The following is a 25,124-nucleotide window of genomic DNA, read 5'->3' on the forward strand; positions in this document are numbered from 1 at the left end:
GAGAAACCCCTGCCCTGAACGGGGGTGTCGCCCTGCCCCTATTTGATTACAAATTAAACTGATCTGACCGCTCTCAAGTTGGAGGAAACTTCGGCTTGGAGCGGTTTTTTTTGTGCGAGGGGGCAATTGCCGGCCGGCGGCTTTATTGTTTTGCATCGGAGTATGTTTATTAAAAAATCGAAGTCTTAATAAGTTTTATATTGGCGGCTCTGCCGACGGAAAGCGTCGCCGTTTTTTTTGTCGCTTCGATACGCACGGTCGTTTCCGCATCTCCGCTCGCTTTTGAAAGCGAAAGCGGCGTACACAAAATCGTTTCGAGTTTTGCCGAACCGTCCGTTTTCGGCATACGCACTTCGATCATGTCGCCGGATGCGATCGCGCTTTCAACGAGACGCACTTTGCCGAGAAAATCCATGCCGCCCGCTTCGGCACCTTCGGAGCGAACGGTATCTTTGCCGAGCTGTTCCGCCGACAAAATGATTTTATTGTTTATTCGGGCTGAAAGATTTTCTTTTTGCGCTTTGGAAAGATCGAGCGAAGCGAGCGTGCGGTGCAGATCCGAAAGCAGTTTGTCGCGCTGTTTTTTTTCGGGGCGGGCGGCGTTCTTTTTCCGAATGTTTTTGAATCGGTTTTCACCGCTTCCGATCGGCGGAAATGACGGCGGCGTACGGTCGGCTGTGTCGCTTTTCGTTCGTGCGGATGATTCGATACTTCGTTGCTCTGCGTCGAGATTATTGATTTTTCCGATGCAATCGAAGCCCGCCTCTTTACCGAATGCCGCCGCATCTTCATCGTTCCGAATGTTCAAGAGATAGATTCCCTCCGCCAATTTTGTTTGAATAAAGCGTGCCGCCTTAGGATTTTTTTCGATGAGCTTCGAATTCTTTTCGTCGAGCTTTAAAACGTAGCCCGTATACAAAATCGCCGACGAATAGAGCTGCTGCCAGTCTTCGATGCTGACGCGGAGATTCTGAGGAATGCCGTGCGAGGCGTATTTTTCAAGCAGCGAGCAGATCGTCTCAGCCGTGTATCCGAAATCGAAGGCTCGGATCATCGACTCTTTATCGATTTCGAATTCGACCGTCGTATCGAAATTGACGATGCGCAAAAAAATCGACAGCGGCAAAAGCGTTTTGAGCGGGAGCCCCGGCAAAAGCCTGACCGTAAAGCCCGAATTGATCGAAACGAATCGTGCGCTCGTATTTGCTTTCTCTTCATCCGAAAGCGCTTTTCCGACGCGGTAAATCGCATCTCCTTCTTTCGTTTCTCCGGCGACGGAAAAGAGGCCGAACGTTTCCGCAGCATCGACGATGCGATCGAAGGGCGGACGCGCATCGCTTCCGTCGTCGCCTTTGCCGTGCGAACGGTCGATGAGCGCACGGAAACGGCTTTGTGCCCGTTCGGAACTTCCGAGCAGCGACATACATCTGAGAAGGGTGCGTTTCGTAACGCCTGAATCGGGAAGGGAGGCTGCAACGTCGAGAACGAGTTCGGCGTACGAGCGAAGTCCTTCCCGATCGAGCGAAGCGCTTGATGCAGCTGTGAGGTATGCGTATTGCTTTTTCGGGGAAAGCTCCGCGAACGAAAGCAATCGCGCGTAATCAACGGAGATGCCGTTTTCGTTTCGTTTGACGAGCGACAGATTCAATAATGCGGTAATGAGCGTTTGAACGGGGGCGGTTCCGCAGGCGAACACTGTTTTCAAGCGCGCCGCATCGATTTTTTTTAAACTGCCGTCCGCTTTGCAAAGATCCGGCCTTTCGGCAATATAGCAGACGACGGAGGCGATAAATTCGGGCGAGAGCGAAAAGCTTCCGCCTTCCGTGCGGGATGCGTACTGCGCTTCGGGGATGATGCGCGCGATATCGATGCGAGGAGCAAGCAAATCTTCAAGCAGCGGATTTATGTACAGACGTTCGGAGCAGTCTTTGTCCGATTCGTCTTTATAAATTATTAATCTGTCGGTGAGATTTGAAATCCGTGCGGCAATTTCCGAAGAAACGTATTCTCCGGAAAAAAAATCCGAAAGTTTTTTTTGCGTCGCTTCGGGAACGAGGATGAGGGCAGCGATGATTTTTTCGTCGAAGTCGTCGAGCAGGGCGAGGAGATTTTTTCTGTTTTGCTCCCTGCAAAAAAAAGAAGACAGCTGTTCGATGAGATTTTGTTTGTTGTACGGCGTTTTTATTTTTCCGAGATAAGCGCGCAGTATATCGAAAAAGCGGCTGTCGGGGAGCATCGCGAGAGAGGCTTGCCATAAAGCCGTGCGCCGTTTTTTATCGGATTCGTTCAGCATAAGCCCTCTTCCGTAATTTCATCGAAATCGCTTTCGTCGCGATATCTGACGATGCGGTACGAATATCCCTGTTCGGCGAGAAATTTCTGCCGGTTTGCACCGAAGTCCTCTTCGACCGTGTTCCGCGTGATGAGTGTAAAAAAACGTGCCGTGCGTTCTTTCGGTCTGAGTATGCGCCCGAGCCGCTGTGCTTCTTCCTGACGGCTTCCGAAAGTGCCCGACACTTGGATCGCGAGCGATGCGTCCGGCAGATCGATCGCGAAGTTTGCGACTTTCGACACTACGAGTACGTGCAGTTTGCCGCTGCGGAACTCGCCGTAAATCGCATCGCGTTCGGATACGGGCGTCTTTCCGGTGATGATCGGAGCGTGCAGCATACGCGCGAGCTTTTCGAGCTGGTCGATGTATTGGCCTATGACGAGGATTTTATCGTTCGGAAAACGATCGACGATTTCCCGGACGACCCGATCCTTTATCGGATTTTCGCTTGCGATGCGATGCTTCGTGCGCGCGTTTGCGACGGCGTATCGGATCTCTTCATCGGCATCCAAATCGAGACGCACTTCGATGCACTCCGCCGACGCGATCCAGCCGGACTGTTCGAGCTCTTTCCACGGAACGTCGTAACGCTTCGGCCCGACGAGGCTGAACACGTAGCTTTCGCAGCCGTCTTCCCGCACGAGCGTCGCCGTGAGCCCCACGCGGCGCACCGCCTGCAGTTCCGCAACGACGCGAAAAACGGGAGCGGGCAGCATGTGCACTTCGTCGTAGAGTATCAATCCCCACGCTCGTTTTCGAAACAGAGAAAAATGCGGATACGGTCCGTCTTTTTCCGGCCGCCACGTCAATATCTGATACGTCGCGACAGTCACCGGCTTAATCGATTTTTCTGCGCCCGTGTATTCGGCGATATCGTCCGCAGTGAGATTCGTTTTATCGATGAGTTCCGCGATCCACTGATGGACGGCCGTGATATTCGTCGTAACGATGAGCGTACTCGTTTTGAGCATGTCCATGATCTGCATGCCGACGATCGTTTTGCCGGCGCCGCACGGAAGCACGATCGTGCCGAATCCCGTGCCGGGGCCTTTGTCCCCGACGAGCGCTTTCGCCGCTTCAATCTGGTATTCGCGGACGACAAGCGGAGAGCCGTTCGACGTCGTTTTCTGCAGGCGGATATCGAGCGCTTCTCCGTCTGCAAGCGGCACTTCGTCTTTTACCGGCCAGCCCGTCTTTATCAATTCCTGCTTTACCGTGCCGCGGTCGGTGAGGCGGACACGGAAGCATCGGCTGCCGTCTTCATCGATTAATAAATATTTTGCAAGCCCGCGGTTCGCACACAGTTCGCGGTAGATGCGCTCCGAATCCGTTTCGAGTTTGAGATATTCTTCCGCGTCCGAAGAAGGAGAAGCGACGAGCCTCAACTTTCCGAAGCGCTCCGCCGTTTCACGCATCCATGCAATAACCGCCTGCGGCACGTCGAAGCGGCTGTACTTTTTCAAAACCGCCGCGATATCGTCCGCCGTAAAACCCGCACTCGCCGCATTCCACAGCGACAGCGGCGTCAAACGATACGTATGCAAATATTCGGGTGAACGCTCAAGCTCCGCGAACGGAATCAAATCGTTCCGGCATTCGTCGGCTTTCGGCGCATGAACGTCGAGCAGGAGAGTTTTGTCGCTTTGAACGATGAGCGGCTTATCGTTTTGCATAACAGTATATTATATACCGAAAGGGTATATCGCGCAACGCAAATGAAAAATAAATGCAAATAAAAATAAATCGGAGATATATCATCAGTGTCGTAAGTATAACAGCGAGAGGTAAAGACCTATTAAAATTATTATTAATAACAGCCGAAAATCGACGGCAACAATAAGGAAGTTATCATAAAAAGAAAATTGTAACATACACCGTAGATACAGGGTTTATGTAATGAGTAATTACATATTAAATGGAAAAAACAAGGTTTAAAAGCGCCGCTGAAATAGCGCGGCACTTTTAACTTCGAGTTTTCTTTCGAAAACTCGCGGATGTACGTGTGCGCTTACGCGCACCAATTGCACGGCTCCTAAATCCGAAGATTTACTCGCTGTGCAATTTTAAGGAACGTTTTGGAGAAGTAATAATAAAAATGAAAACAATTTTCTTTGTCGCTTCGGTGCTTGCCCTGTTCGTAATGACTGCGTGTAAAGATCCGAGCGACGGTACGGGAACACTACCCGAAGCTCCCCTTGTCGAAGGCGGCGTCTCATTCATCTTAAGTCCCGATAAGCGTACCATCACGGTTAAGGTAAAAACCGCCGTCGGTAATGTTACGGTAGAAGGCTGCGAAGAAACGATGCTTACAAGCGATACCGAAGCCGAACTGCATGCACAAGGCACAAGGGTAACGCTGAAAGGCGATATCACCGAGCTGAAATGCGACAACAATCAACTCATCTCTCTTAACGTGCAGGGCTTAACCGCTTTGAAAAGTTTGGAGTGTTTCAACAATCGGCTTACCGCTCTTAACGTACAGGGCTTGCCGGCTTTGCAAGAGCTGGAATGCCGCAACAATGAGCTTACCGCTCTTAACCTGCGAGGCATGACCGCTTTGCAAGGTCTGAGGTGCGGCGGCAATAAGCTTACCGCTCTTAACGTGCAAAGCTTAACCGCTTTGCAAACGCTGCGGTGCAACGGCAACCTGTTTACCGAGCTTGACGTGCACGGCTTAACGGCTTTGCAAAATCTGTCCTGTAAAAACAATAAACTTGTCGCGCTCAACGTGCAAGGTTGTACCGCTTTGGAGGAACTGGAATGCGATGCCAATCAGCTTACCGAGCTTAAGGTACAAGGTTTAAGGGCTTTGCAAACGCTGCGCTGTTACGACAACCGTCTTACTTCTCTTGACGTGCACGGCTTAAGGGCTTTGAAAGAGCTGGAATGCAACGACAACCTGCTTGCGGCTCTTAATGCGCAAGGCTGTACCGCTTTGGAAAAGCTGCACTGCCGCAAAAATCAGCTTACTGTTCTTAACGTGCAAGGCTGTACCGCTTTAAAAGGGTTGGACTGTTTGATTAATAAGCTCGACGCACAAGCATTTACAAAGCTCTTTAGCGATTTACCGGCGCGGACAGGTTATGCGTACTGCTATCTGTACACCGAAGAAAAAGGTGTTTCAGAAGGCAACTGTAAAGATTTTACAAATCCTCCGGACTTGAAAGCAGCCTTTGAAAAGGCGAAAACCGAAAAAAAGTGGACGTTGCAGAAGTATGTGGGAAACGGAGTTTGGACTGAGATTTAATGTAATTAATGTGTAATGGGTACGTACAAAGTTCGGGGTTGCGTGAATCGGAGATGCGAGCGGCTATGTACGGTTTTTTCGGCACGGAGGTAAAAAAATGAATACGCGAAACGCCCTTTGTATCGCGGCGCTTGCATTTATTTTGAGCATGCTTGGCTGTGTACCGCCTTCCGATCCTTCAGCGTCTCATATTACGATTACCGTACGCGGAGGAAAACACGTACGTATTATAAAAAATTCTTTTACCGTACCGGCGGGTCTTACATGGGCCGGTATTCTTGCATATGCGGATGGGTGCGTAAATTATGACGATAGCTGGGAGTTTAGTCTTTGGCGGATCGGGAACGAAACGGGACCGGAATTAAACGGTTATTATCAAGATATCTCCGTTAATGAGGATACGACCGTCTATGTTCAAGCGCAGGAAGCCGCACAGAAAATCGAAGACGGCATTTCGCTCATCCTGCATCCCGATGTATTGGCCAATCCCGATAGGGGAATTAAAATTACGGTGGTGACCGCCGATAAATCGCCTATCAAAGTAGAAGGCTTCAAATGGAAAAAACAACTGACGGCAGAAGAAGCGGCAGCGGAAGAATTGTATCTGTATCCGGAACGTACAAAGGTTACGATTCGGGCAAAAAACATTACGGAATTCTATGTCGGACGCTGGAACATTGAAGGGCAGTACGGCGATTATTATCCTAATCATATTACCGGCATCAATGTACGGGGCTGTCCTTCTTTGAAAAAACTTGACTGCAGTTGTAATCTGCTTACCTCTCTCGACGTACAGGGTCTGAAAGATTTGGAGGAACTGCATTGTCAGGAAAATAACCTCACGTCTTTGGACGTGCAGGGGTTGTCCAAGCTCCGGGTTCTCGGCTGTACTCGGAATCGGATCGGAGCGCTCGATGTACAGGGATTGCGTTCTTTAAAGCAGCTCGACTGCAACGGTAATCGGATTAAAGCGCTCAACGTGCGGGGCTTGCCTTTGGAACTTCTCTATTGCGCTTCCAACGGCATCGATTCCCTCGACGTGCAGGGTTTGCCGCTCAAAAAACTCTACTGTCCGGGAAACGATCTTACCGTACTCGACGCGCAGGGTTTGCGCTCTTTGGACTACTTGGCGTGCGACGGAAACGAGCTCACGCAGCTCAATGTGCAGGGCTGCTCTTCTTTGAGGCAGCTTATCTGCCGCGACAATCGGCTTACTTCGCTCAATGTCCAAGGCTTGCGTATATTGGAATACATGGACTGCAAAAGAAATCCGCTTACGTCCCTTGATGTGAGAAACCTCGGTGCTTTGAAGACGCTTGATTGCAGTGAGAGCCGGCTTGCGTTTTTGAATGTGGAAAATTGCGCTGCTTTGGAAGAACTGCATTGTGAAGATAACCGTTTAGCTTCGCTCGATGCAGGCGGATTGAGTGCTTTGAAAAAGCTCCATTGCTACAGCAACTTTTTAAATGCGGACGCTTTTATAAAAATCTTTACCGCGCTGCCGGAACGGCCTGCAACCGGTAACGGGGAATGCTGGCTTTTTACCGAAAGACCGAACAGCACCGAAGGTAACTGCAGGGATTTTACTTCCCCCCAGGCATTAAAAGACGCGTTTGTTGCGGCAAAAGATAAAAAGCACTGGAAGATGTATAAATACAATAAAAACGGAAATCAGGATTCGGCGGGTTAAGGGGGTCTGCGTTTACTCGGTAGAAATTACTGTTTTCCGCCGGTTCGGCGATTTGATGTCGCTCCGTTGCATTCGGTTACAATCCCTCTTTTTTCGCAGCGTTCCAAAACGCATCTTCGTCTTGCAAGTGATCGCTGTCCATCGGAATGCCGGCCTCTGTCATCCGCTCTTCGACGTACGCAAAGCGCCTGTAAAACTTGCGGTTCGCTCTGTCCATCGCGGTTTCGGGATCGATACCTGAGTGCCGCATATAATTGACGACGGCAAAGAGGAGGTCGCCGAATTCTTCTTCGAGGTGCAGCGCCGCGCGTTCGGCCCGGCTCATGCGAGCGGGCGGTGTGCTTTGCGGCGGAGATGCCGTATGTGTGCCGGCTGCCGTCTGTGAGCCGAAAGTGTCGCCCGCAGATTTTGCATCCTGCAGCGCTTGGGATGCTTCCCGCACTTCTTCAAGTTCTTCGTACACTTTTGCCGAGACACTTTCGATCGATTGCCAATCGAAGCCTTTTTTTGCCGCTTTTTTTTGCATCTTATACGCGCGCAGGAGCGGAGGAAAGCCTTCGGGCACTTCATCGAGAATCGTTTTTAGTCGCTTTCTTCCTTCGACGTTTTCTTTGATTCTGTCCCATTGATTTAAAACCTGTTCGCCCGTCGTCACTTTTTCCGTCACTTCCGACATGCCTTCGCTCTGCGGGAAAACGTGCGGATGCCGCCGTATCAATTTATCGGTGAGTTCATCCAAAGCTTCCGCGACGGAAAAATCGTTCTGCTGTTCGTACATATACGCGATCATCGATGCGTTGAGTATGACGTCTCCGAGCTCTTCTTTTGCATGCGCCGCATCCCCTGTCGAAACGGCGTCCACGGCTTCGAAAGTCTCTTCGATCAGATCGCGCCGCATCGTGAGCGGTGTCTGCTCTCTGTCCCACGGACAGCCGCCCGGCGCGCGAAGCGTTCGTATCGTTTCGTACAGCCGCTTGTACGCCGCCGCGGTTTTTTCCGCATTCGTATCGTTTTGTATATCGCTCATAGTATAATCCTTAACAATTATTAAGTCAAATGTCGAGTTTTGAAAATATTAGCAAAAGATATGCTTTCGGCGAAAATGACCGGCATACAATCTTTGTAGACGCATGTGAACGCGGCTCTCACAGCGGAATCCCCGCTTACGCTCCGGTTGTGCTTTTAAAGCAAAACTTGCGCAAGCTGAACGCACAAAGTCGCACGCGTGTCTCCCGCTGTTACGCCGCATCCCGCACACGTCAAGCGGTTCCGGTATACGGTCGCAACTTCGCTGTAAGCATAATTTTATTTATTTTCAAAACTCGCCATCTAATGTATTGCCGGTGAGGGTACGGAGCGGTATCGCGCCTCCGCCCGTGTCAGTCGGCGGACACTTTTTTCTTACCCCACGCCGCGACGAGTTTTGCCGGATCGTTTGAAAGAATTGCTTCGGTAAACGGGATCGCCGCTGCGCTAAACGTTTGCGCCATCGTTATGCGCTCGTCGCTTGTAAAAGGCGAGAGCACGTAATCGGCTACGTCGGGATTATCCGGCCGCCCGATGCCGAAGCGGAATCGCCAAAAATCCGCCGTATTTAAAACGGCTTTTGTCGAACGCAGTCCGTTGTGCCCGCCGAGTCCGCCTCCTTTCTTTAAGCTGATCGTGCCTGCCGGAAGTTCAAGCTCGTCGTGTACGACGAGTATGTGATCCGCCGTGAGTTTGTAAAAGTTTGCGAGTTCACCGATGCTTTCGCCCGACGCGTTCATATAAGTTTCGGGCTTTAAAAAATATATCGCGTCGGAAGCGGTTCGGGCGTTTGAAGTGCCGAGATGATATTCGTCCGCCCAAGAAGCGAGGCGGGATGCATCGAGCGAACAAAAAGCGCCTTTGAATTTATGCTGCCACGAAAGGCGATGTGCAAAGGGTAATGAATCCGCAAAAAGCCACGCGGCGTTGTGGCGCGTATTTTCGTATGTGCGCCCGTAATTTCCGAGAAAAGCGACAAGCCGAATCATAGACGGAGTATAGCACAAAAACGGCGGAGTGGGAAATCGGCCTCATCACCCTCGCTCTTTCCACAGCATGACGCGCATCGAATTCGCTACGGCGAGGAGGGCCACGCCCGTATCGCCGAAAACGGCAGTCCACATATTTGCGATACCGAAGGCGCCGAGCGCCATGATGCCGATTTTTACGATGAGCGAAACGACGATGTTTTCGGTGACGATGCGTACGGTTTTCCGTGAAATCGAAATCGCGTCCGCTATCTTTGCCGGTTCGTCGGTCATGATGACGGCATCCGCCGATTCTATCGCGGCATCGCTTCCGAGTCCGCCCATCGCGATCCCCGTGTCGGCCCGCGCGAGTACCGGTGCATCGTTGATGCCGTCGCCGGCAAAGAGGAGCGTCGGACGCCGCGGTTTTTCGCCGAGCTCCGCAAGCAGCGCTTCCACTTTATCGACTTTATCTGCAGGAAGGAGTTCCGAAAAAACGGTATCGACTCCGATTTCGGACGCGACTTCTTCCGCCGTTTCTCTGTTGTCGCCGGTGAGCATGACGATTTTTTTGACGCCGAGCTTCCGAAGCTTTTTGACGGCAAAAGCCGCGTCGTCTTTCGTTTGATCGGCTATGACGATGTGTCCCGCATACAGTCCGTCCACTGCGACGTGTACGACCGTTCCGAAATCGTTTAAGCTGCACGGAACGATGCCTTCTACCGCGTGCGATTCCATGAGTTTCATATTGCCGGCAAGTACGCGCTTTCCGTCGAGGACGACGCTGATGCCCTCTCCGCTTATCTCTTCCGCGTCGGCGATCTTTACGAGATTGCAGCATGCTCCGGAATGCGCCGCTTTGATCGAATTCGATATCGGATGATTCGAATAGGTTTCCGCATGCGCCGCGATTGCGATGAGTTCGTCCGCCGGTATGCGTTCTTCGTCCGTCGGGTGAACTCCCGTGACGGCGAATACGCCTTTTGTTAAAGTTCCCGTTTTATCGAATACCGCCGTCCGGGTGCGCGCAAGCGTTTCGACGCATTCGCTTCCTTTGATAAGGATGCCGTTTTTGCTTGCCGTTCCGATGCCGCTGAAAAATCCGAGCGGCACCGATATGACGAGCGCGCAGGGGCAGGAGACGACGAGAAAGATGAGCGCGCGGTACACCCACGTGTGCGCATCGCCCGTGATGAGGGACGGAATGAGCGCAAGCAAAACCGCCGCTACGCACACGATAGGCGTATACGCTTTTGAAAACCGCGTGATAAAGCGTTCCGATTTCGCCTTTTTTCCCTGCGCCTTTTCGACCAGTTCGATGATGCGCGCGGCGGCCGATTCTCCGGCGATCTTCGTCGTTTCGATTTCGATCACGCTGTCCGTATTGATCGCGCCCGCCATAACGTCGCTTCCGACGAATACGCGTCGCGGCACCGCTTCTCCGGTAAGGGCGGACGTATCGAGAAACGATTTTCCCTGCATGACTACGCCGTCGATCGGAATGCGCTCTCCCGGCTTGACGAGTATGGTTTCGCCGACGTTCACATCGTCGGGCGATACTTCGATTATTTTACCGCCGCGTTTTACGAATGCTTTGTCCGGCCTGATTTCCATGAGCGATTGAATCGAATCGCGCGATTTGTCGACCGCTTTGTCCTGTGCGTATTCCCCGATTTGATAGAGCAGCATGACGCCGACCGCTTCGGGATATTGACCGACTGCGACAGCGCCGAGAGATGCGACGCTCATCAAAAATTTTTCATCGAAGAAATTTCCTTTGATAATATTTTTTACCGCGTCGATGACGACGCTCCTGCCGCACACGAGGTATGCTGCGAGTAAAAGTACGATTGAAACGAGTTCATCCGCCGACGCGAATTTACCGAGCGAAAAATCGATCGCCCTGAAAGGATGCGCGTGTTCGACGATTAAGCCGAGTGCAAACAGCACCGCCGCGATGACGATTTCACGGACGCTTAATTCGCTCCCTTCTTCATGCTCATGTTCATGTCCGCTTTTACAACACGCATGACAGTGACATTCGTGACTCATAGCTCCTCCCATAAAAAGTCAATGAACAAGGTGACTTTCTAAGCTGTTTAATTCATGGCAACGAGGGCTTGTTCAGCAAGACTCATAGGTTTATATCTGCCCATCATCTTTGTTGAATCAAAGTCCTGTTTTTCCGTGAGCAACGCCCACACGATTTCTGCCATCTTCCTTGCAGCTGCAACAATCGATTTGCCGCTGCCTTTGTTCTTTTTCATATAATCCAGTCGCTGCATGATCCTCCATCCCGAAGTATCCTTGCAACGACGAATTCCCAACACCAACTGTACGTACGCCGTTCTCAATTCCTGAGGACCGCGCTTGGTTATTCTGCCATGTCTCACCGTTTCATTTGAATCCTGTACCCATGGCACAAGCCCGCAAAAGGCCGCATATTTCTTCGCACTGGCAAACCTACCTATATCTTCTGTGTACGAGCGGATTATCCATGCCGTGATTTTTCCGCAGCCTCGAATCGTCATAAGACGACTAACCATTTCATCGTCTTTCGTTAATTCGCTTAACTGCTTTTCAATCAGCTTGACCGATTGGCTCATCTGCTCTATAATTTCAATCATCAGTTTTACTGATTGTGCTTCGAGCACGAGGTCGCTACGCGACGACAGGGTGTCCAGAACTTCCTGGCGCCCTTTTTTACTTTGGAGGCTTCGACTTTCATCCTGTAGCCCCATACTCACCAGAAGCGCATGAATTTCATTCTTTTGTCCGACAATCGAATGAACCAGCCGCTCCCTTGATTTCAAAAGCCGTCTCAAGTTTTCCGTTCCCTTACTGCACAGATAGCTTTCCGGAAGCATATCCTTTGATAGAAACTCTGAAATCGTCGAAGCATCATGCTTGTCGGTTTTCTTCGTCGATTCGTTGATTACCTTGAATTTCAACGTATTGATTACCGTCACGTGCGCTCCCACTTTTTCTACCTGAGCCTTGAAGAATCTTGTGTTGCCGGTTGATTCAACTCCGATTTTCACAGTGAAACCGCCTATCTTGTACTCCGTTATTCTCGCAAGAAATGCCGCATACCCAACTTCTGTCGTCGGATACTGTTTGATCTGCTCAAAGCTTTCAACCGTTTCCTCTGTCCGCTCATGCACGGTAAACTGTGTTTTGTGCAAATCAACGCCAATGTAAACTGTCATCTTGACCTCCGTTCTCACTCAGCGGAAAGTCTATTCGGTAATGTGTCCCATTCTCCCATTCAGTCTCTTACGACTATCGTATGGTGCGGCAATAGCTCTTCATTCTCCTAACCGAAGGTCATAGCCTCCACTAAATATGTCGAACTCTTGCCTGGTTCCCGCTGAACTCTTTCTTTGTTCAGCTTATCACATTACCACTTGTTCGTTTTCCTTTTTATCATACCTCCTAATAATAAATTTTATTCTTTGTAAGTCGAAAGTCGAAAAATGCTTGACGCATTTTTCTTTTATCCGATGCGCTCATAAATCCTGCGCGGGGAACTTCGCGCTTCGCGCTCGTTGCAAGTTCCGCACTGCTCGGATTTATTCGCTTATATGTTCGATGCCTTGGCTTAAAATCGTCGTTACGTGGCCGTCGGCGAGGGAATAGATAAGCGATTTTCCGTTTCGCGTATATTTTACGAGACCGTTCGTTTTCAAAATACGCAGTTGATGACTTATCGCCGACTGCGTCATTTTGAGAACGCTTGCGATGTCGTTTACCGCCATATCCGATTCGAGCAGTACGAACAAAATCTTTATGCGCGTCGAGTCTCCGAAAATTTTAAACAGTTCCGCCAAATCGAACAGTTCGTCTTCATCAGGCAGTTTGTTTAAAATATCCTGAAAACGCTTGTCGCTTTGTCCGCCTTCGATCTTTTTTTTCGCCACGCCGATTCTCCTTAGACAATTTGCGGTAATATAAATAAATGAACAACTGTTCATATATTATCACTGAAAATACTGTTTGTCAAGTAAAAAACAAAAAGGCTGTCGCAAAAGTCGGTGACCTTTTTGACAGCCTCTCTTTCGATTTATTTTATCGATTGTCGATTTTACTTATTCGCAGCCATGTCTGCTGCGGTTTTAAGGTATTTTCTCGCGGAGTAGCGGGAGAGCGCAAATTTGTACGGCGTTTCGCTGCACGTGCCGTAGTATTTCGCATCGTCGCCGTCTCCTTCTTTATACACGCTCACCGTAATCGCTTTATCGCCTGCCGTTATAACGGTAACGGATTCGTTTGCGGCGGGCAGGATAAAATCGTCGTCGAGCCACGAGTCCGCATTGAGAACGGCAAGCGATGCCGCCCAACTCGCCGCTTTTTCCGCATCGACGTTCGCCGCGCCGCCGGCTGCGACCCATGCAGCGGGATCGCCCGATTTTACAATCGACAGCACCGTGCTTCCCATGCTTTCGGAAACGGCGGTGAGGTCGTTCGAATCGACGGTGTATACCGATTTGCTGCGTAAAGCGGCGACGTCTTTTTTGAACGTGTCGCGCAGCGTTCCCGATACGAGGTATATGTCTTTTTTGCCGTCGAGCGTAAGGTAGGATTGCGAACCCGTCGACGACGCTTTTCCTATCGTGAGCGTACGCACAAGTTCGTTTCCTTTATATGCCTTTACGACGATCGCATTCGCTTTATCGATTTCGTAGCGCTCATCGACCGCATCGCTTCCGGCTTGGGCGACGGTGTCGAGAACGCGTATATTTTTTACCGCATTGACAAGCCCGTCAATTGTGTTTGTATCCGCTTTGTAGCGCTTTTCTCCGATCGTCCAGCCGTCATCCGATTTTACAAGTTCGATTAGAGTGCCGGCGTTTTCAATTGTGAGCTTATCGGGATCCGCACCGAGCGTTTTGTTTTTTACCGAACTTCGCAGAGAAGAGGCGAGCTGCGCGATATATATGCCGAGCAAAAGTACGCACGCCGTCAAAAGAATTATTTTTCGTTTGCTCATTTTGTATCACCTTCCTTCGATTTCGTATCGATGATGCGCGCATCGTTCGGATTATATTTCGCGCGGATGCGTTCTCGGCGTTTGTTGCGCATGCGCCACACGATAAAGCCCGCGATGACGACGATGACGGCAAGTCCGAATTCGTTGAAATACTGCACGGCAAATGCGAGCGCGCTTCCTGAGTTATGCAGTGTATTGAGCGAAAGCCCCTTCGTGCGCATGGCGCAAAAATCGCCGTTGCCGTTCATATAGTCGATGACGTTGCGCGTAAAAAGCGCGACCGGCTCGGAGCTGTTTTCTTCGATGAGCTGCGGCCCCGTGATTTCGGACGTTCCCGCGACGAAGATTTTTCCGCTCTGTACGTTTTCAGCCAAGTGTGTTTTTGCCGTAAGCGCTCCTTCTGCGGATGAAGCGGGATCGGAATCGAAAGCGCTTTTGAATTTTCCTTCGGCGAGCGCCGCAAGCGTTTCCGCTTTTTCGACGGACTTGTCGTAGGGCGGCGACATCATCGGACTCAGCTGGATATTGTCCGAAAGCAGCCATGATTTCGGAGACGACTGCACGAGCTTTGTCACTTTCACGTCTGCGTTGCTTTCGGCGCCGCTCGTGTCGATTGCGGAGGTTTGCAGAAAAAGGATCCTGCCGAGGTTTGCCGTGATTTCGTTCTTTTTTGCAAGCTGTTCGGCGGGGATAAACGGCGCCCACCACAAGGATACGTTTCCGTAATTTTGCTGACGCGCTTTATAACAGTTTTCGTCGAGCACGTAGTTCGTTTCCGGCTTGATACCGTAAGCGTTTAATAATTTTTCGAGCTTTGTCGAAAGCGGCGCGAACGACGGCGCTTGATAATAGCCTGCCGACTGCGAATCGAAGGGGTCGACAAAAAAGAGAACGTTGCCGCCGCGCATGATAAACTGATCGATTTTATACAGCTCTTCATCGGAGAATTCCGTTTTCGGCCCGTTGACGATGAGAGACGCGACGTTTGCGGGAATCGTATCTTTTGAAAGATCGATTTCATCGAGTTCGTACATATCGTTTGTAAGGGATATGAGAGGTGAGGCTCCTGCCTGCGAATAAAGCGGCGCCTCTCCGTGCCCCGTTACGTAGCCGATCTTCGTCGCCTTTAAGAGCAGGCTTTGAAGACTTTCCGAAAGCGATTGTTCGAGTTCTCCGAGTCCCGTAATGACGTAGCCGATGAGCGAGCGCTGCATCGAAAGCGGGATGAGACGGAACGCGTTTCCGTGTTCCAGCACGAGGCCGATCGCGCCCGAGCCTGTCGAACCGTTTTCCGCCGTCCAATTGATGAGCGGTATGCCGAAGCGCGACTGCAGCGTATTCAAATCGGATGAAGAAGGATTTATTTTTTCATAATCGATTCTGCCCATGCTTTGCTTGTTGACGCTTTCGTACGCTTCGCGCACGGTCTTTTCGATATCGTCGAAGCCCCGTATGTCGAACTGCTTGAGCGCGTCGGTTACGTAGAGCGTCAGTTTGATGCGCTCGTCTTTCGGAAGACCTGAAAGCACGTTCGCCGCCGAGATCATTTTGCTGATTTTCGTCGTAAGCTTGTATTCGAATCCCTCGGACGACGTGATGCCGTCGAGCGTTTCGATTGCGTCGGCGTAAGAGATGACGAGTCCCATATACGCCTGCTTGAAGCCTACTTCGTTGTTCGCAAGCTGCTGAATCTGTACTTGCTGCAGTCCGTATTGCTGCGCGAGCATTTCGTTTTCCGCTTTGCTCATATCGACGATCGAATAGGAAAAGTTGCGGTTTGCCGCTCCCTTGTATTCGACGAGGATGTCGCGTACGTACTGCGCGGTCGTGCTGTACGGAGCGGGCAAGTTGCTGCTGAAAAACGCGCGGACCGACAGCGGTTCGTCGAGCGTTTTGACGAGCTGTCTGCTCGCCTCCGACAACGAATAGGATTTCGGACGTGTCAAATCGAAACGCAAAAAGGCCCTGCGCCCGACAAGGTTTGCGAGAATTAATAAAACGATGAGAAGCGCAAAATCGCTCGAAGGGGAGCGAAACCAATTGATGATTTTTTTCATTTTTACTTCCTTTCATTTTGCTGAACGATCACCGTGAGATAAAAGAAAAAGACGGTGAGCGAAGCGAAGTACAAGAGGTCGCGCGTGTCGATGATGCCTCGTGCGATCGATGAAAAATGCGACGATGCGGAGATGTACGACAGTGCGGCGACGATTTCAGCCGGCAGGAAAATCAAAAACGAATCGATCAGCGTCAGCGAAATGCAGATGATAAAGGCTGTGAAAAACGCGATGATTTGATTTTTCGTAACCGCCGACGCGAATACTCCGATCGCCGAAAAGGCGGCGCACAAAAAGAAAGCGCCCAAAAAGCCTCCGACGACAGGCCCCATATCGGGAGAACCGAATATGAAAAGCGGAATGACGTACAGCATTGTCGGAGCGACCATGACGGCAGCGCTTAAAAAGGCTGCAAGCCATTTGCCTGCGGCGACGGAGCTTTCGGTGACGGGAAGCGTCATGAGCGTTTCGATCGAGCCGCTTCGCTTTTCTTCGGCGAACAGCCGCATCGTCAGCGCCGGAATAAAAAACGAAAGCAAAATCGGAAGGAGCGAAAAATAATTCCGCAGCTCCGCCCGATCTTGAAAAAAGAAAAAGACGAAAAAGGTGATACCCGCGATGATGAGAAAGAGTGCCGTGACGATGTATGCGACGGGACTCGTAAAATACGCGGCGAGTTCCCGCTTCATGATGACGGCGGCGGGAGAATGTTTTTTGTTAAGCGTGTCGCTCATTTTTGCGCCTCCGCTGTAGTAAGTTCGTGGAACACGTCTTCGAGACTGTTCCGCTGCATTGCAAGTTCGTATAACCAGCCGCCCTTCGCTGCGATCGCTTTGAAAAGAGCCGGCCGGACTTCAGCCGTTCCCGAAACCGAAACGAGGAGAGAAAACGCATCCGCATCTCCGGTTACGGCTTCTCCGCTTACCGCCGAAACGTTTTCGACTCCCGCAATCGATTTGAGTTCGGCTGCGATATCGTCTTTTGAACATCCGCCTGCGGTCAGTTTGAGAGCTGCTTTATGGCCGTATCGTTCGCGCAGTTCATCGGTCGGACTGTCGGCGACAAGCTTGCCGTTTGCGATGATGATGACGCGGCTGCACAGCGTTTCCACTTCGCCGAGGATGTGCGTCGAAACGATAACCGTGCGCGTCTTTCCGATTTCGCGGATCAAGTTTCGCACTTCGCCGATTTGATTCGGATCGAGTCCGCTCGTCGGTTCGTCCAAAATCAATATTTCAGGATCGTGCATGAGCGCGTGCGCGAGTCCGACACGCTGCCTGTAGCCGCGCGAAAGCTCGGAGATATTTTTATCCATCACTTCTTTGAGGCCGCACTCTTCGCACAGACGGGGAATTTTTTCATCGGCATTTTCGCCCTGCATGTCCGCAATATAGCGCAGGTAATCTTCGACAATCATATCGCCGTAGAGAGGCGCGGCTTCGGGCATGTAGCCGATCTTTCGTTTCGATGCGACGCTTGCATCTTCGATGTTCACTCCGTCGATCGAAATCATGCCGCCGGACGGTTTTAAAAAACCGGTGATCATGCGCATCGTCGTCGTTTTGCCCGCGCCGTTCGGGCCGAGCAGACCGACGATTTGCCCCGTCGGGATCGAAAAGCTCACATCGTTTACCGCACGGAATGTCCCGTAATTTCGGGACAAGTGCGAAACTTCTATCATATATCCTCCATAAAAACTTTTGCAGAAAGTTTTAACTTTCGAAAAAGTTTTTAGTCGTGCGCGAGACTCGCAACGAGCGCGTAAGCGCGAAGTTTCGAGCGGCGCACACGTCGAATAGTCGAGTTTGCAAAATAAAGCGTATCGTATTTCGTGTAATTTTATTAAAACGGCACGTATATACGTCTTCTGCAAACATCCAAGCAAACTCGAAATGAAAGACGCCGGCGATATTTCAGACGGCGTTTTTCATCATCCTCCATAAAAACTTTTGCAGGTACTTGCAGCGAAGCTTCAAGCAAAGTTTTAACTTTCGAAAAAAAATCAGTCGTGCGCGTATTTCGCAGAAAGCGCGTCGGCGTGTTTTAAAACAGTTTGTACTATATCCGTTAAAAAAAATTATGACAAGCGCAGGTTACGAGGCAACACGGAAATCGATCTGTCGTATCATTGACAGAAAGTCCGACAAAGCATATTCTGATATCGCATTTTCAAAGTTACCTCTAAAAACTGAAGTTTTTAGAGGTTCCCTAATGTATCAATTGCAATTACAGGAGCAATCTATGGGTGAAAACAATTCGGAAAATAAGTTCAGCTTAAAGAGCGGATTTTCCGCGGCATCGAAAGAAGCGACGGCTTTTAAAAAATTCATTTCCCGCGGCAATGTCGTCGATATGGCGATCGGTGTCATCATCGGCGGTGCGTTCGGAAAAATCATTTCGAGCCTCGTAAACGATATCATTATGCCGCTTATCGGTTTGTTGATCGGCGGTATCGATTTTACGAATTTGAGCGTCAAAATCGGTGAAGCGACGGTCGCATACGGTAAGTTTATACAGACCGTCGTCGATTTTTTGATCGTCGCAATCTGTATTTTTACGGTCGTCAGAATATTCGAACGATTTAAGAAAAAAGAAGAAGAAATCGAAGCGCCTCCCGCAAAGCCTGCCGATGTCGTGCTTTTGGAAGAAATTCGCGATATTTTGAAAAATAAAAATTAATTTTTTTAGAAAACGGACGTTCTTTTTGCAGATTACTCGGCGATATCTGCGGATGGGTGTCCGATTTTTTTTAAGCCGATATTTATTTTATTAATTATTTTTTGCAGCAGAGCCATGTAAGTTCGTGCTTGTTATAATTCAAATGTACGAGGCGGCTGTCGGGGAGCGTTGCAAATTTTTCGATAAGCTGCCAATCGATACCGCCCTGCATTTTAACGGTGCAGATCATGTTGCGGCAAAGACCGCTTGAAAGCCACATACCGATCCATTCGTAAAGCCTTTCGGGATAGCATATCACATCGCTGAAAACCCAATCGCATGCACCGACGTCTTCGGGTTTAAGCGTAAAAGCGTCGTGGCGCAAAAAATCGACGCGGGGGTTTTTCATAAGTTCTGGCACGAGTTCCGCCCTGTCTACGGAAAGCACGTTGCAGCCCAAACCTGTAAGCACCCACGTCCAGCCTCCGGGACTTGCACCGGCGTCAAAACAGCGGTCGCCTTTTCCCGGCAAGTCGCAGCCGAAAAAAAGGCGCATGAGCGTCAGCGCTTCGTAGAGTTTCAGATATGCGCGGCTCGGCGGGTCTTCGTGATTTTCCGTAAAACGAATCGCACCTGCGGGCAAAAAGCTCGTCGTTGCGGCCGAGGCGAGCATCGTGTGTTTTCCGGTAAGCGTATATAATCCGATAGGGGCGGTCGGTATGCGCACGGGAAAGGAGCGTTCTTTCAGATTGATATACGGAAGCTTTGCTCTGATGAGAGCCGATCGTCTGAAAAATTGATAGTCATACGGCGCCCAGTTTCGCTGTATGTCCGAAAGTTCGCGGGAAGCATCGCCGATCGATTCGAAATCGATCGAGAGAGGCGAGAGCATGGCGGTGCGGCACCAATACGGCACACGCAAGGAGGGAATACCTTGTGCAATTTTCCCGTCGTCGATCGCTTCGCTTTCATTTTGTAAATTATTAATTAATAAATTGTCGATATGCGGCGTATAGAGCAAATCGCCGTACCGAACGGACTCTCGCAAATCGCAAAAAAAACGTTCGCGAAGTTCGGCGGCGAGCATATCGTACATGTCGGGAAACGATAAAAACGCTGCGCCCGATAATTTTTTTACACTACTTGGCATACGGAGCCGACGATTTGGTTTTCGACCGTCTGATCTTCGGCGGCGTCCGAAAGACTTGCGATATATTCGGAAAGATGGACGGAGTCGGGGGAGCGGAGAATCCGGAAGCCGATTTCGGTTACGCCTTTGTCTTCTTTTGCCCAACGCGGATGACAGAGCAGCGTAAAGGGGGCTTTGTGCATTTCGCCGGCGATGCGGGAAGGCATGACTTTTATTTCATAATCGCTGTCGAGGTCGACTACCACGGCAAAAGGGTAATGCACTTTGCATCCTTCTTTGCTTATGTTGTCGAGCACGCCCGGCAGGGCGCAGATTTGGGGAGCGTCTATTCTGCCGATATCGTCGTATCGAACCGATTTTCGTGCGGCGGTATGCATACGAACAGTATGGCTGTTTTTCCGCGTATAGTCAACATACCGATTTGATTTGCTCGGCGATGAGAGCTGCCGCATTTTCTCCGTCCATAGCCGACGATACGATACCGCCGGAATAACCCGAAGCCTCGCCTGCGGGATAGAGGCGCGCGACGGAAACGCATTCGCCCGTCTCCTTATCTCGCAGTATGCGGACGGGAGTCGATGTACGCGTTTCGACGGCGATGAGGAGCGCATCGTGCGAAATAAAGCCGCGCATCGTTTTATTAAAATCGACAAACGCTTTTTCGAGCCTCTTTTCGATGTGCGCGGGAAGCCATTCGTCGAGTCTGCTTGCGACGATGCCGGGCGTAAAGCTCGTCGGAGGAAGCGAATCGCTTTTGCGGTGTAAAAGGAAATCTTCCATGCGTTGCGCGGGTGCCGCTTGTCCCTCTCCGTGCAGCTTCGCTTCGCGTTCGAGATGCGTCCGCCAATACAAGCCCGCAAGGGCGGGACAGTCGCCCGCTTTTTTAATAAATTCTTCGGGGATGTCTTCCGGCCGCGTTTCGACGACGATCGCCGCGTTCGACCACTTTGAATTGCGTCTGCTCGACGACATACCGTTTACGACGATTTCGTCACCGCTTGTCGCCGACGGCACGACAAAGCCTCCGGGACACATGCAAAAAGAATAGACGCCGCGCCCCGAGACTTGCGTCGTAAGGCGGTATTCTGCGGAGTGAAAATTTTTTCCGTGAAACTGAATCGCATCGATGAGTTCTCGCGGGTGTTCGACGCGCACGCCCGCCGCAAAGGTTTTCGCTTCGAGCGCTTCCGGAGCGCATCGCGCGACGAGGGCGTATATGTCGTTTGCCGAATGTCCCGATGCAAGCAGCACCGCGTCCGCTTCGATCGTGCGCTTCTCTTTCGTTTTCGTATGCTCTGCGGCGATTCCCGTGATGCGTTTTTTGCCGTTTTCGGTTTCCGTGAGAAAATCGACGCATTTTGTGCAGCTGTGAAATTCGCCTCCGAGTGACATGATTTTTTCGCGCATCGCGTTTACGATTTTCGGAAGCTTGTCCGTACCGATGTGCGGGTGCGCGTCGGAGAGGATCGATTCGGACGCGCCGAAAAAATTGAACAGGGCGAGGATGCGGCCTACGTCTCCACGCTTTGTACTTCTCGTGTAAAGCTTTCCGTCGCTGAACGCGCCGGCGCCTCCTTCGCCGAAACAGTAATTGCTGTCGCCGTCGACCGAGCTTTTCGTACCGATCTTAGCTATCGTTTTTTTGCGCTCGTCCGTCTCTTCACCTCGTTCGACGATTATCGGCGTGATGCCGTCTTCAAGCAGGCGGAGTGCGCCGAACAATCCGGCGGGACCGGATCCGACGATGACGACGCGTCTTGCTCCGTCGGCACGCTTCCATTCGGGAACGGACTTTTCGAATTGTACGTCGGGCGCTTCGCCGATATAGGCTTTGCAGCGCAGGCAGATGCGTATGCGGCCGTGCCGTGCGTCGATCGAACGCTTTACGACTGCGAGCCGTATGTCTTCGTTTCGGGCGTTGATATTTTTTTTCGAAAGCGCTTCCGTCGCTTTATGTTTCAATACCCGTTCATCGTGCTCGTTTTCGGGGCGTACGATGAGCGTGATTTCTTCGATCATAAAGATTTCCACGCGTCGATGAATTCGAGCGTAAACTGTTGGATGTCGCCGAAGTATTTTTTTTGAAACGCGCACGCCTTTTTCCCGATGTAGCGGAAGTGCCAGCTTTCCCAGCGGTAGCCCGTCGCGTCCTCATAGCCGTCGGGAAAGCTCAAACTCCAGCCGAAACTTTCGGCGTGATTTCGCATCCACGCGCCCGCGCGGGTGTTTGCGAAGGTGTTGTCGATGGAACCGAAGTCGATGACGAGACCCGTCTGGTGCTGACTCGTGCCCGCTCGAGAACTTTCCCTTTCGGCTTCCGCAAGTCCGTCGATCGCAACCCAGCGCTCGAATACTTTTTTTTGATATTCGTAGGAGCGGTATGTTGAGCTTACGAGCAGGGTAATGCCGTCTTTTTTTGCTTCTCGTCCCATAACGACGAGCGCTTCGTAGGCTTCGGGTCTCAACGAAAGATCGTTTCGGATAATGTTGAACGCATCGTTTTTGACGAGCGGAATGAGGCGGGCAGGGGCGTAGCCGTCGGGGAGCGGATGCGTTTTATCGACGAGGGTCAAAAGCGAAAGATCGTCTTTCGGATTTTGTGCGTCTTCTTCGAGCACCGCTTTTAAATCCGCGATAAATTCACCGTAATCGTCTATGACGATCGTTTCCCTCGCCCGAGCGCTCATCTTTGAAATCACGGAACGGACGAACGCCTCGTCTTTTTCCCGCTGCACCTCTTCAACCGTTTTCGGTGCGGCGGGAGCACTTTGTGATTTTGTTAAAAAAGCCGTTTCCGCACCGGAAGCTTTTCCGGCGCTTTTCCGCCCGAAGGCGAAAAACAGCAGAGTAAGCGCCGCGGCGCACACCAGCGCCGCAGCCGGCAGTATCGTTTGTTTTTTCATCGTATATTCCTATAATTTAATAATTATTAATTTTGATCCGCGCGATCCGCTTCATCACTTGAATTCGTAGGCCTGTAAGCCGCAGTTTTCAAAGCCGCTGTTCGTGAATTCTTCGATGGTTTCGTAATCCTGAAAGTACGTACTGATAAGCACCGAAAGCATACCGTGACACACGAAGAGTATATTGTCGGGCGCGAAGCGCGCACGCCCTTCTTCGATAGCTCCGTAAACGCGGTAAGCGGCATAGAGCAGCGATTCGCCTCCGGGAAAGCGTTTATACGGGTTCGCCTTTATCGCAAGGAATTCCGCACCCTGTGTGCTCGTGTGTTCGAATGCGCCGAAATCGATTTCGTGCAAACGTTCTTCGACGACGGCATCGATGCCGAGCGCCTTTTCGATATAGGATGCGGTTTCCCGTGCGCGGCCGAGAGGCGAGACGAGAATGTGTTTGATACGATAATCGTTTTGATGTTCGGCAAGTCGGGCGGCGAGAGAAGCTGCTTGCAGCCTGCCTTTTTCCGACAGCGGAATTTCTGCAAGACCCGAGATGATGTGTTTTGCATTCCATTCGGTTTCGCCGTGTCGGGTAACGTAGAGCGTCATAGCGACATACTACCCAAAAACGATAATTTGCGCTAGTATTATTTATTCGGCTTCAATGAACTCGGCCGGATAAGAAGGTAGAAGAAAAATGAAAAACGCATACGTCAAACGGATTTGGGAAGACGTTCAGCTGAAAAATGCGGATCAGAGCGAATTCCTCCAAGCGGTTCAGGAAGTTTTAACGACGATCGAACCCGCCGTTGCAAAGATGCAAAAAGAACTTGAACGCAATGCGGTCCTCGAGCGTTTCGTAGAGCCGGAACGCACCGTCATGTTCCGCGTGCCGTGGACGGACGACAAGGGCGCACCTCACATCAACCGCGGATATCGTGTGCAGTTCAACAGCGCGATCGGCCCGTACAAGGGAGGCCTGCGCTTCAGCCCCGAAGTGAATCTTTCGGTTTTGAAATTTTTGGGTTTCGAGCAGACGCTCAAAAACAGTTTAACGACGCTCCCGATGGGCGGAGGCAAGGGCGGAAGCGATTTCGATCCGCACGGAAAATCGGACGCGGAAGTGATGCGCTTTTGCCAATCGTTCGTGACGGAATTGTACCGCCACATCGGCCCCGATACGGATGTGCCGGCAGGCGACAAAGGAGTGGGCGGACGCGAAGTCGCGTTTATGTTCGGACAGTACAAGCGCATTACGAATACGTTTTCCGGAGTGCTCACCGGTAAGGGGCTCGACTTCGGCGGCTCGCTCATCCGTACAGAAGCGACGGGCTACGGGCTCATCTATTTTGCGGAGTGTATGCTGAAAAAAATCGGCGAAGACTTTACCGGTAAAATATGTTCGGTGTCGGGCGACGGAAACGTCGCGCAGTACGCTGTAGAAAAATTGATTCAGCTCGGAGCAAAACCCGTGACGCTCAGCGATCACACGGGATTCATTTTCGATGCACAGGGTATTACGCAAAAAAAACTCGACTACGTAAAAAAGCTCCGCGCCGCGCATAAGGGTATTTCCGAATACGTAAAAAAATTTCCCGAAGCGAAGTTTACCGCGAATGCGAAACCGTGGTCGGTAAAAGTCGATTGTGCATTTCCGTGCGCGACGCAAAACGAACTGTGCGGAAAAGATGCCGATATGCTTATTAAAAACGGAGTTCGGCTCGTCGCGGAAGGTGCGAATATGCCGAGCACGCTCGATGCGACGGCGAAGTTTCAAAACGCGAAAGTGCTTTTCGCTCCCGGCAAAGCTTCGAACGCGGGCGGCGTTTCCGTTTCCGGCCTTGAAATGAGTCAAAACAGCGAACACCTCTCGTGGTCAAAGGAAGAAGTCGACGCGAAGCTCAAGCGGATCATGACGAACATCCACGACAACGCGTACGATACGGCGAAGGAGTTCGGCGTAAAAGGCGACTATGTCGCCGGTGCGAATATCGCGGGGTTCGTCAAAGTCGCCCGCGCGATGATCGCGCAGGGACTGGTGTAAGCGTGCCGAAAGCGCCGCGTCGTACAATGTGCACGCGAGCGCAAACGTTATGAACGCGCAAGTAC

The 25,124-nt window shown here is 51.1% G+C and carries 20 protein-coding genes; 4 read left to right on the forward strand and 16 right to left on the reverse strand.

Features of this window, described 5'->3' with window-relative positions:
* Positions 1-169 precede the first annotated feature (169 nt).
* Entirely contained in the window at positions 170-2,293 is a 2,124-nt protein-coding gene (locus HRI97_RS01230; protein WP_253726134.1) for a helicase-associated domain-containing protein, read from the reverse strand.
* Positions 2,287-4,005: a DNA repair helicase XPB gene (locus HRI97_RS01235; RefSeq protein ID WP_253726135.1), complete on the reverse strand. Its 1,719-nt coding sequence runs from the start codon at positions 4,003-4,005 to the stop codon at positions 2,287-2,289. Before HRI97_RS01235 ends, HRI97_RS01230 begins: the two co-directional genes overlap by 7 nt.
* 422 nt (positions 4,006-4,427) lie before the next feature.
* On the opposite strand from HRI97_RS01235, the gene HRI97_RS01240 reads away from it, so the two are divergent.
* The gene (locus tag HRI97_RS01240) at positions 4,428-5,579 is read left to right on the forward strand and encodes a leucine-rich repeat domain-containing protein (RefSeq protein ID WP_253726136.1); all 1,152 of its coding nucleotides are present in this window, start codon (positions 4,428-4,430) and stop codon (positions 5,577-5,579) included.
* A gap of 97 nt (positions 5,580-5,676) precedes the next feature.
* On the forward strand, positions 5,677-7,269 hold the full coding sequence (locus HRI97_RS01245) for a leucine-rich repeat domain-containing protein (RefSeq protein ID WP_253726137.1): 1,593 nt from the start codon (positions 5,677-5,679) through the stop codon (positions 7,267-7,269).
* Positions 7,270-7,345: 76 nt separating this feature from the next.
* Here HRI97_RS01245 and mazG read toward each other — a convergent pair whose 3' ends face one another.
* The 9 genes from mazG to HRI97_RS01290 all read right to left on the reverse strand — a co-directional run bounded on the left by mazG (position 7,346) and on the right by HRI97_RS01290 (position 17,991).
* Entirely contained in the window at positions 7,346-8,296 is a 951-nt protein-coding gene (gene mazG, locus HRI97_RS01250) for a nucleoside triphosphate pyrophosphohydrolase (RefSeq protein WP_253726138.1), read from the reverse strand.
* 352 nt (positions 8,297-8,648) lie between these two features.
* Positions 8,649-9,284, reverse strand: a complete 636-nt coding sequence (pth, locus tag HRI97_RS01255; protein WP_253726139.1) for an aminoacyl-tRNA hydrolase — start codon at positions 9,282-9,284, stop codon at positions 8,649-8,651.
* 45 nt (positions 9,285-9,329) lie between these two features.
* Positions 9,330-11,315 (reverse strand): heavy metal translocating P-type ATPase, encoded by a 1,986-nt coding sequence (locus tag HRI97_RS01260; RefSeq protein WP_253726140.1) that lies wholly within the window; start codon positions 11,313-11,315, stop codon positions 9,330-9,332.
* 47 nt (positions 11,316-11,362) lie between these two features.
* Positions 11,363-12,472, reverse strand: coding sequence for an IS110 family RNA-guided transposase (locus HRI97_RS01265; protein WP_253725149.1), 1,110 nt, complete (start codon positions 12,470-12,472; stop codon positions 11,363-11,365).
* 363 nt (positions 12,473-12,835) lie between these two features.
* Complete coding sequence (locus tag HRI97_RS01270) at positions 12,836-13,183, reverse strand: ArsR/SmtB family transcription factor (protein WP_253726141.1); 348 nt, start codon at positions 13,181-13,183, stop codon at positions 12,836-12,838.
* 164 nt (positions 13,184-13,347) lie between these two features.
* Positions 13,348-14,253, reverse strand: coding sequence for a DUF4340 domain-containing protein (locus HRI97_RS01275; RefSeq protein ID WP_253726142.1), 906 nt, complete (start codon positions 14,251-14,253; stop codon positions 13,348-13,350).
* Positions 14,250-16,310: a GldG family protein gene (locus HRI97_RS01280; RefSeq protein WP_253726143.1), complete on the reverse strand. Its 2,061-nt coding sequence runs from the start codon at positions 16,308-16,310 to the stop codon at positions 14,250-14,252. Before HRI97_RS01280 ends, HRI97_RS01275 begins: the two co-directional genes overlap by 4 nt.
* Before the next feature lie 2 nt (positions 16,311-16,312).
* Positions 16,313-17,044 (reverse strand): ABC transporter permease subunit, encoded by a 732-nt coding sequence (locus tag HRI97_RS01285; RefSeq protein WP_253726144.1) that lies wholly within the window; start codon positions 17,042-17,044, stop codon positions 16,313-16,315.
* Positions 17,041-17,991, reverse strand: coding sequence for an ABC transporter ATP-binding protein (locus HRI97_RS01290; RefSeq protein ID WP_253726145.1), 951 nt, complete (start codon positions 17,989-17,991; stop codon positions 17,041-17,043). Before HRI97_RS01290 ends, HRI97_RS01285 begins: the two co-directional genes overlap by 4 nt.
* Positions 17,992-18,551: 560 nt before the next feature.
* Here HRI97_RS01290 and mscL point away from each other — a divergent pair.
* Positions 18,552-18,989, forward strand: a complete 438-nt coding sequence (gene mscL, locus HRI97_RS01295) for a large-conductance mechanosensitive channel protein MscL (protein ID WP_301338895.1) — start codon at positions 18,552-18,554, stop codon at positions 18,987-18,989.
* A gap of 94 nt (positions 18,990-19,083) precedes the next feature.
* Here the strand turns inward: mscL and HRI97_RS01300 are convergent, their stop codons facing one another.
* The 5 genes from HRI97_RS01300 to HRI97_RS01320 are packed head-to-tail and all read right to left on the reverse strand — an operon-like array spanning position 19,084 to position 23,624.
* Complete coding sequence (locus HRI97_RS01300; RefSeq protein ID WP_253726146.1) at positions 19,084-20,118, reverse strand: SAM-dependent methyltransferase; 1,035 nt, start codon at positions 20,116-20,118, stop codon at positions 19,084-19,086.
* On the reverse strand, positions 20,103-20,495 hold the full coding sequence (locus HRI97_RS01305) for a hypothetical protein (RefSeq protein WP_180487210.1): 393 nt from the start codon (positions 20,493-20,495) through the stop codon (positions 20,103-20,105). The genes HRI97_RS01300 and HRI97_RS01305 overlap by 16 nt, the downstream gene beginning before the upstream one ends.
* A gap of 31 nt (positions 20,496-20,526) precedes the next feature.
* A complete protein-coding gene (locus HRI97_RS01310) occupies positions 20,527-22,137 on the reverse strand; it encodes an NAD(P)/FAD-dependent oxidoreductase (RefSeq protein ID WP_253726147.1) in 1,611 nt (536 codons plus the stop codon).
* Positions 22,134-23,021 carry a M15 family metallopeptidase gene (locus HRI97_RS01315; protein WP_253726148.1) on the reverse strand — a complete coding sequence of 296 codons (888 nt, stop codon included), beginning with the start codon at positions 23,019-23,021 and terminating at the stop codon, positions 22,134-22,136. Before HRI97_RS01315 ends, HRI97_RS01310 begins: the two co-directional genes overlap by 4 nt.
* Positions 23,022-23,075: 54 nt before the next feature.
* The gene (locus tag HRI97_RS01320) at positions 23,076-23,624 is read right to left on the reverse strand and encodes a histidine phosphatase family protein (RefSeq protein WP_253726149.1); all 549 of its coding nucleotides are present in this window, start codon (positions 23,622-23,624) and stop codon (positions 23,076-23,078) included.
* A gap of 88 nt (positions 23,625-23,712) precedes the next feature.
* Between HRI97_RS01320 and gdhA the strand changes: the two genes are divergently transcribed.
* Complete coding sequence (gdhA, locus tag HRI97_RS01325; protein WP_253726150.1) at positions 23,713-25,059, forward strand: NADP-specific glutamate dehydrogenase; 1,347 nt, start codon at positions 23,713-23,715, stop codon at positions 25,057-25,059.
* Positions 25,060-25,124: the final 65 nt, after the last annotated feature.

The organism is Treponema socranskii subsp. buccale (genome assembly GCF_024181585.1).
GTDB classification, from domain to species: Bacteria; Spirochaetota; Spirochaetia; order Treponematales; family Treponemataceae; genus Treponema_D; species Treponema_D buccale.

Coding starts and splice junctions, on each gene's coding strand:
- HRI97_RS01230 (WP_253726134.1), bottom strand. CDS start 2,293: ATGCTGAACGAATCCGATAAAAAACGGCGCACGGCTTTATGGCAAGCC.
- HRI97_RS01235 (WP_253726135.1), bottom strand. CDS start 4,005: ATGCAAAACGATAAGCCGCTCATCGTTCAAAGCGACAAAACTCTCCTG.
- HRI97_RS01240 (WP_253726136.1), top strand. CDS start 4,428: ATGAAAACAATTTTCTTTGTCGCTTCGGTGCTTGCCCTGTTCGTAATG.
- HRI97_RS01245 (WP_253726137.1), top strand. CDS start 5,677: ATGAATACGCGAAACGCCCTTTGTATCGCGGCGCTTGCATTTATTTTG.
- mazG (WP_253726138.1), bottom strand. CDS start 8,296: ATGAGCGATATACAAAACGATACGAATGCGGAAAAAACCGCGGCGGCG.
- pth (WP_253726139.1), bottom strand. CDS start 9,284: ATGATTCGGCTTGTCGCTTTTCTCGGAAATTACGGGCGCACATACGAA.
- HRI97_RS01260 (WP_253726140.1), bottom strand. CDS start 11,315: ATGAGTCACGAATGTCACTGTCATGCGTGTTGTAAAAGCGGACATGAA.
- HRI97_RS01265 (WP_253725149.1), bottom strand. CDS start 12,472: ATGACAGTTTACATTGGCGTTGATTTGCACAAAACACAGTTTACCGTG.
- HRI97_RS01275 (WP_253726142.1), bottom strand. CDS start 14,253: ATGAGCAAACGAAAAATAATTCTTTTGACGGCGTGCGTACTTTTGCTC.
- HRI97_RS01280 (WP_253726143.1), bottom strand. CDS start 16,310: ATGAAAAAAATCATCAATTGGTTTCGCTCCCCTTCGAGCGATTTTGCG.
- HRI97_RS01285 (WP_253726144.1), bottom strand. CDS start 17,044: ATGAGCGACACGCTTAACAAAAAACATTCTCCCGCCGCCGTCATCATG.
- HRI97_RS01290 (WP_253726145.1), bottom strand. CDS start 17,991: ATGATAGAAGTTTCGCACTTGTCCCGAAATTACGGGACATTCCGTGCG.
- mscL (WP_301338895.1), top strand. CDS start 18,552: ATGGGTGAAAACAATTCGGAAAATAAGTTCAGCTTAAAGAGCGGATTT.
- HRI97_RS01300 (WP_253726146.1), bottom strand. CDS start 20,118: ATGCCAAGTAGTGTAAAAAAATTATCGGGCGCAGCGTTTTTATCGTTT.
- HRI97_RS01305 (WP_180487210.1), bottom strand. CDS start 20,495: ATGCATACCGCCGCACGAAAATCGGTTCGATACGACGATATCGGCAGA.
- HRI97_RS01310 (WP_253726147.1), bottom strand. CDS start 22,137: ATGATCGAAGAAATCACGCTCATCGTACGCCCCGAAAACGAGCACGAT.
- HRI97_RS01315 (WP_253726148.1), bottom strand. CDS start 23,021: ATGAAAAAACAAACGATACTGCCGGCTGCGGCGCTGGTGTGCGCCGCG.
- HRI97_RS01320 (WP_253726149.1), bottom strand. CDS start 23,624: ATGACGCTCTACGTTACCCGACACGGCGAAACCGAATGGAATGCAAAA.
- gdhA (WP_253726150.1), top strand. CDS start 23,713: ATGAAAAACGCATACGTCAAACGGATTTGGGAAGACGTTCAGCTGAAA.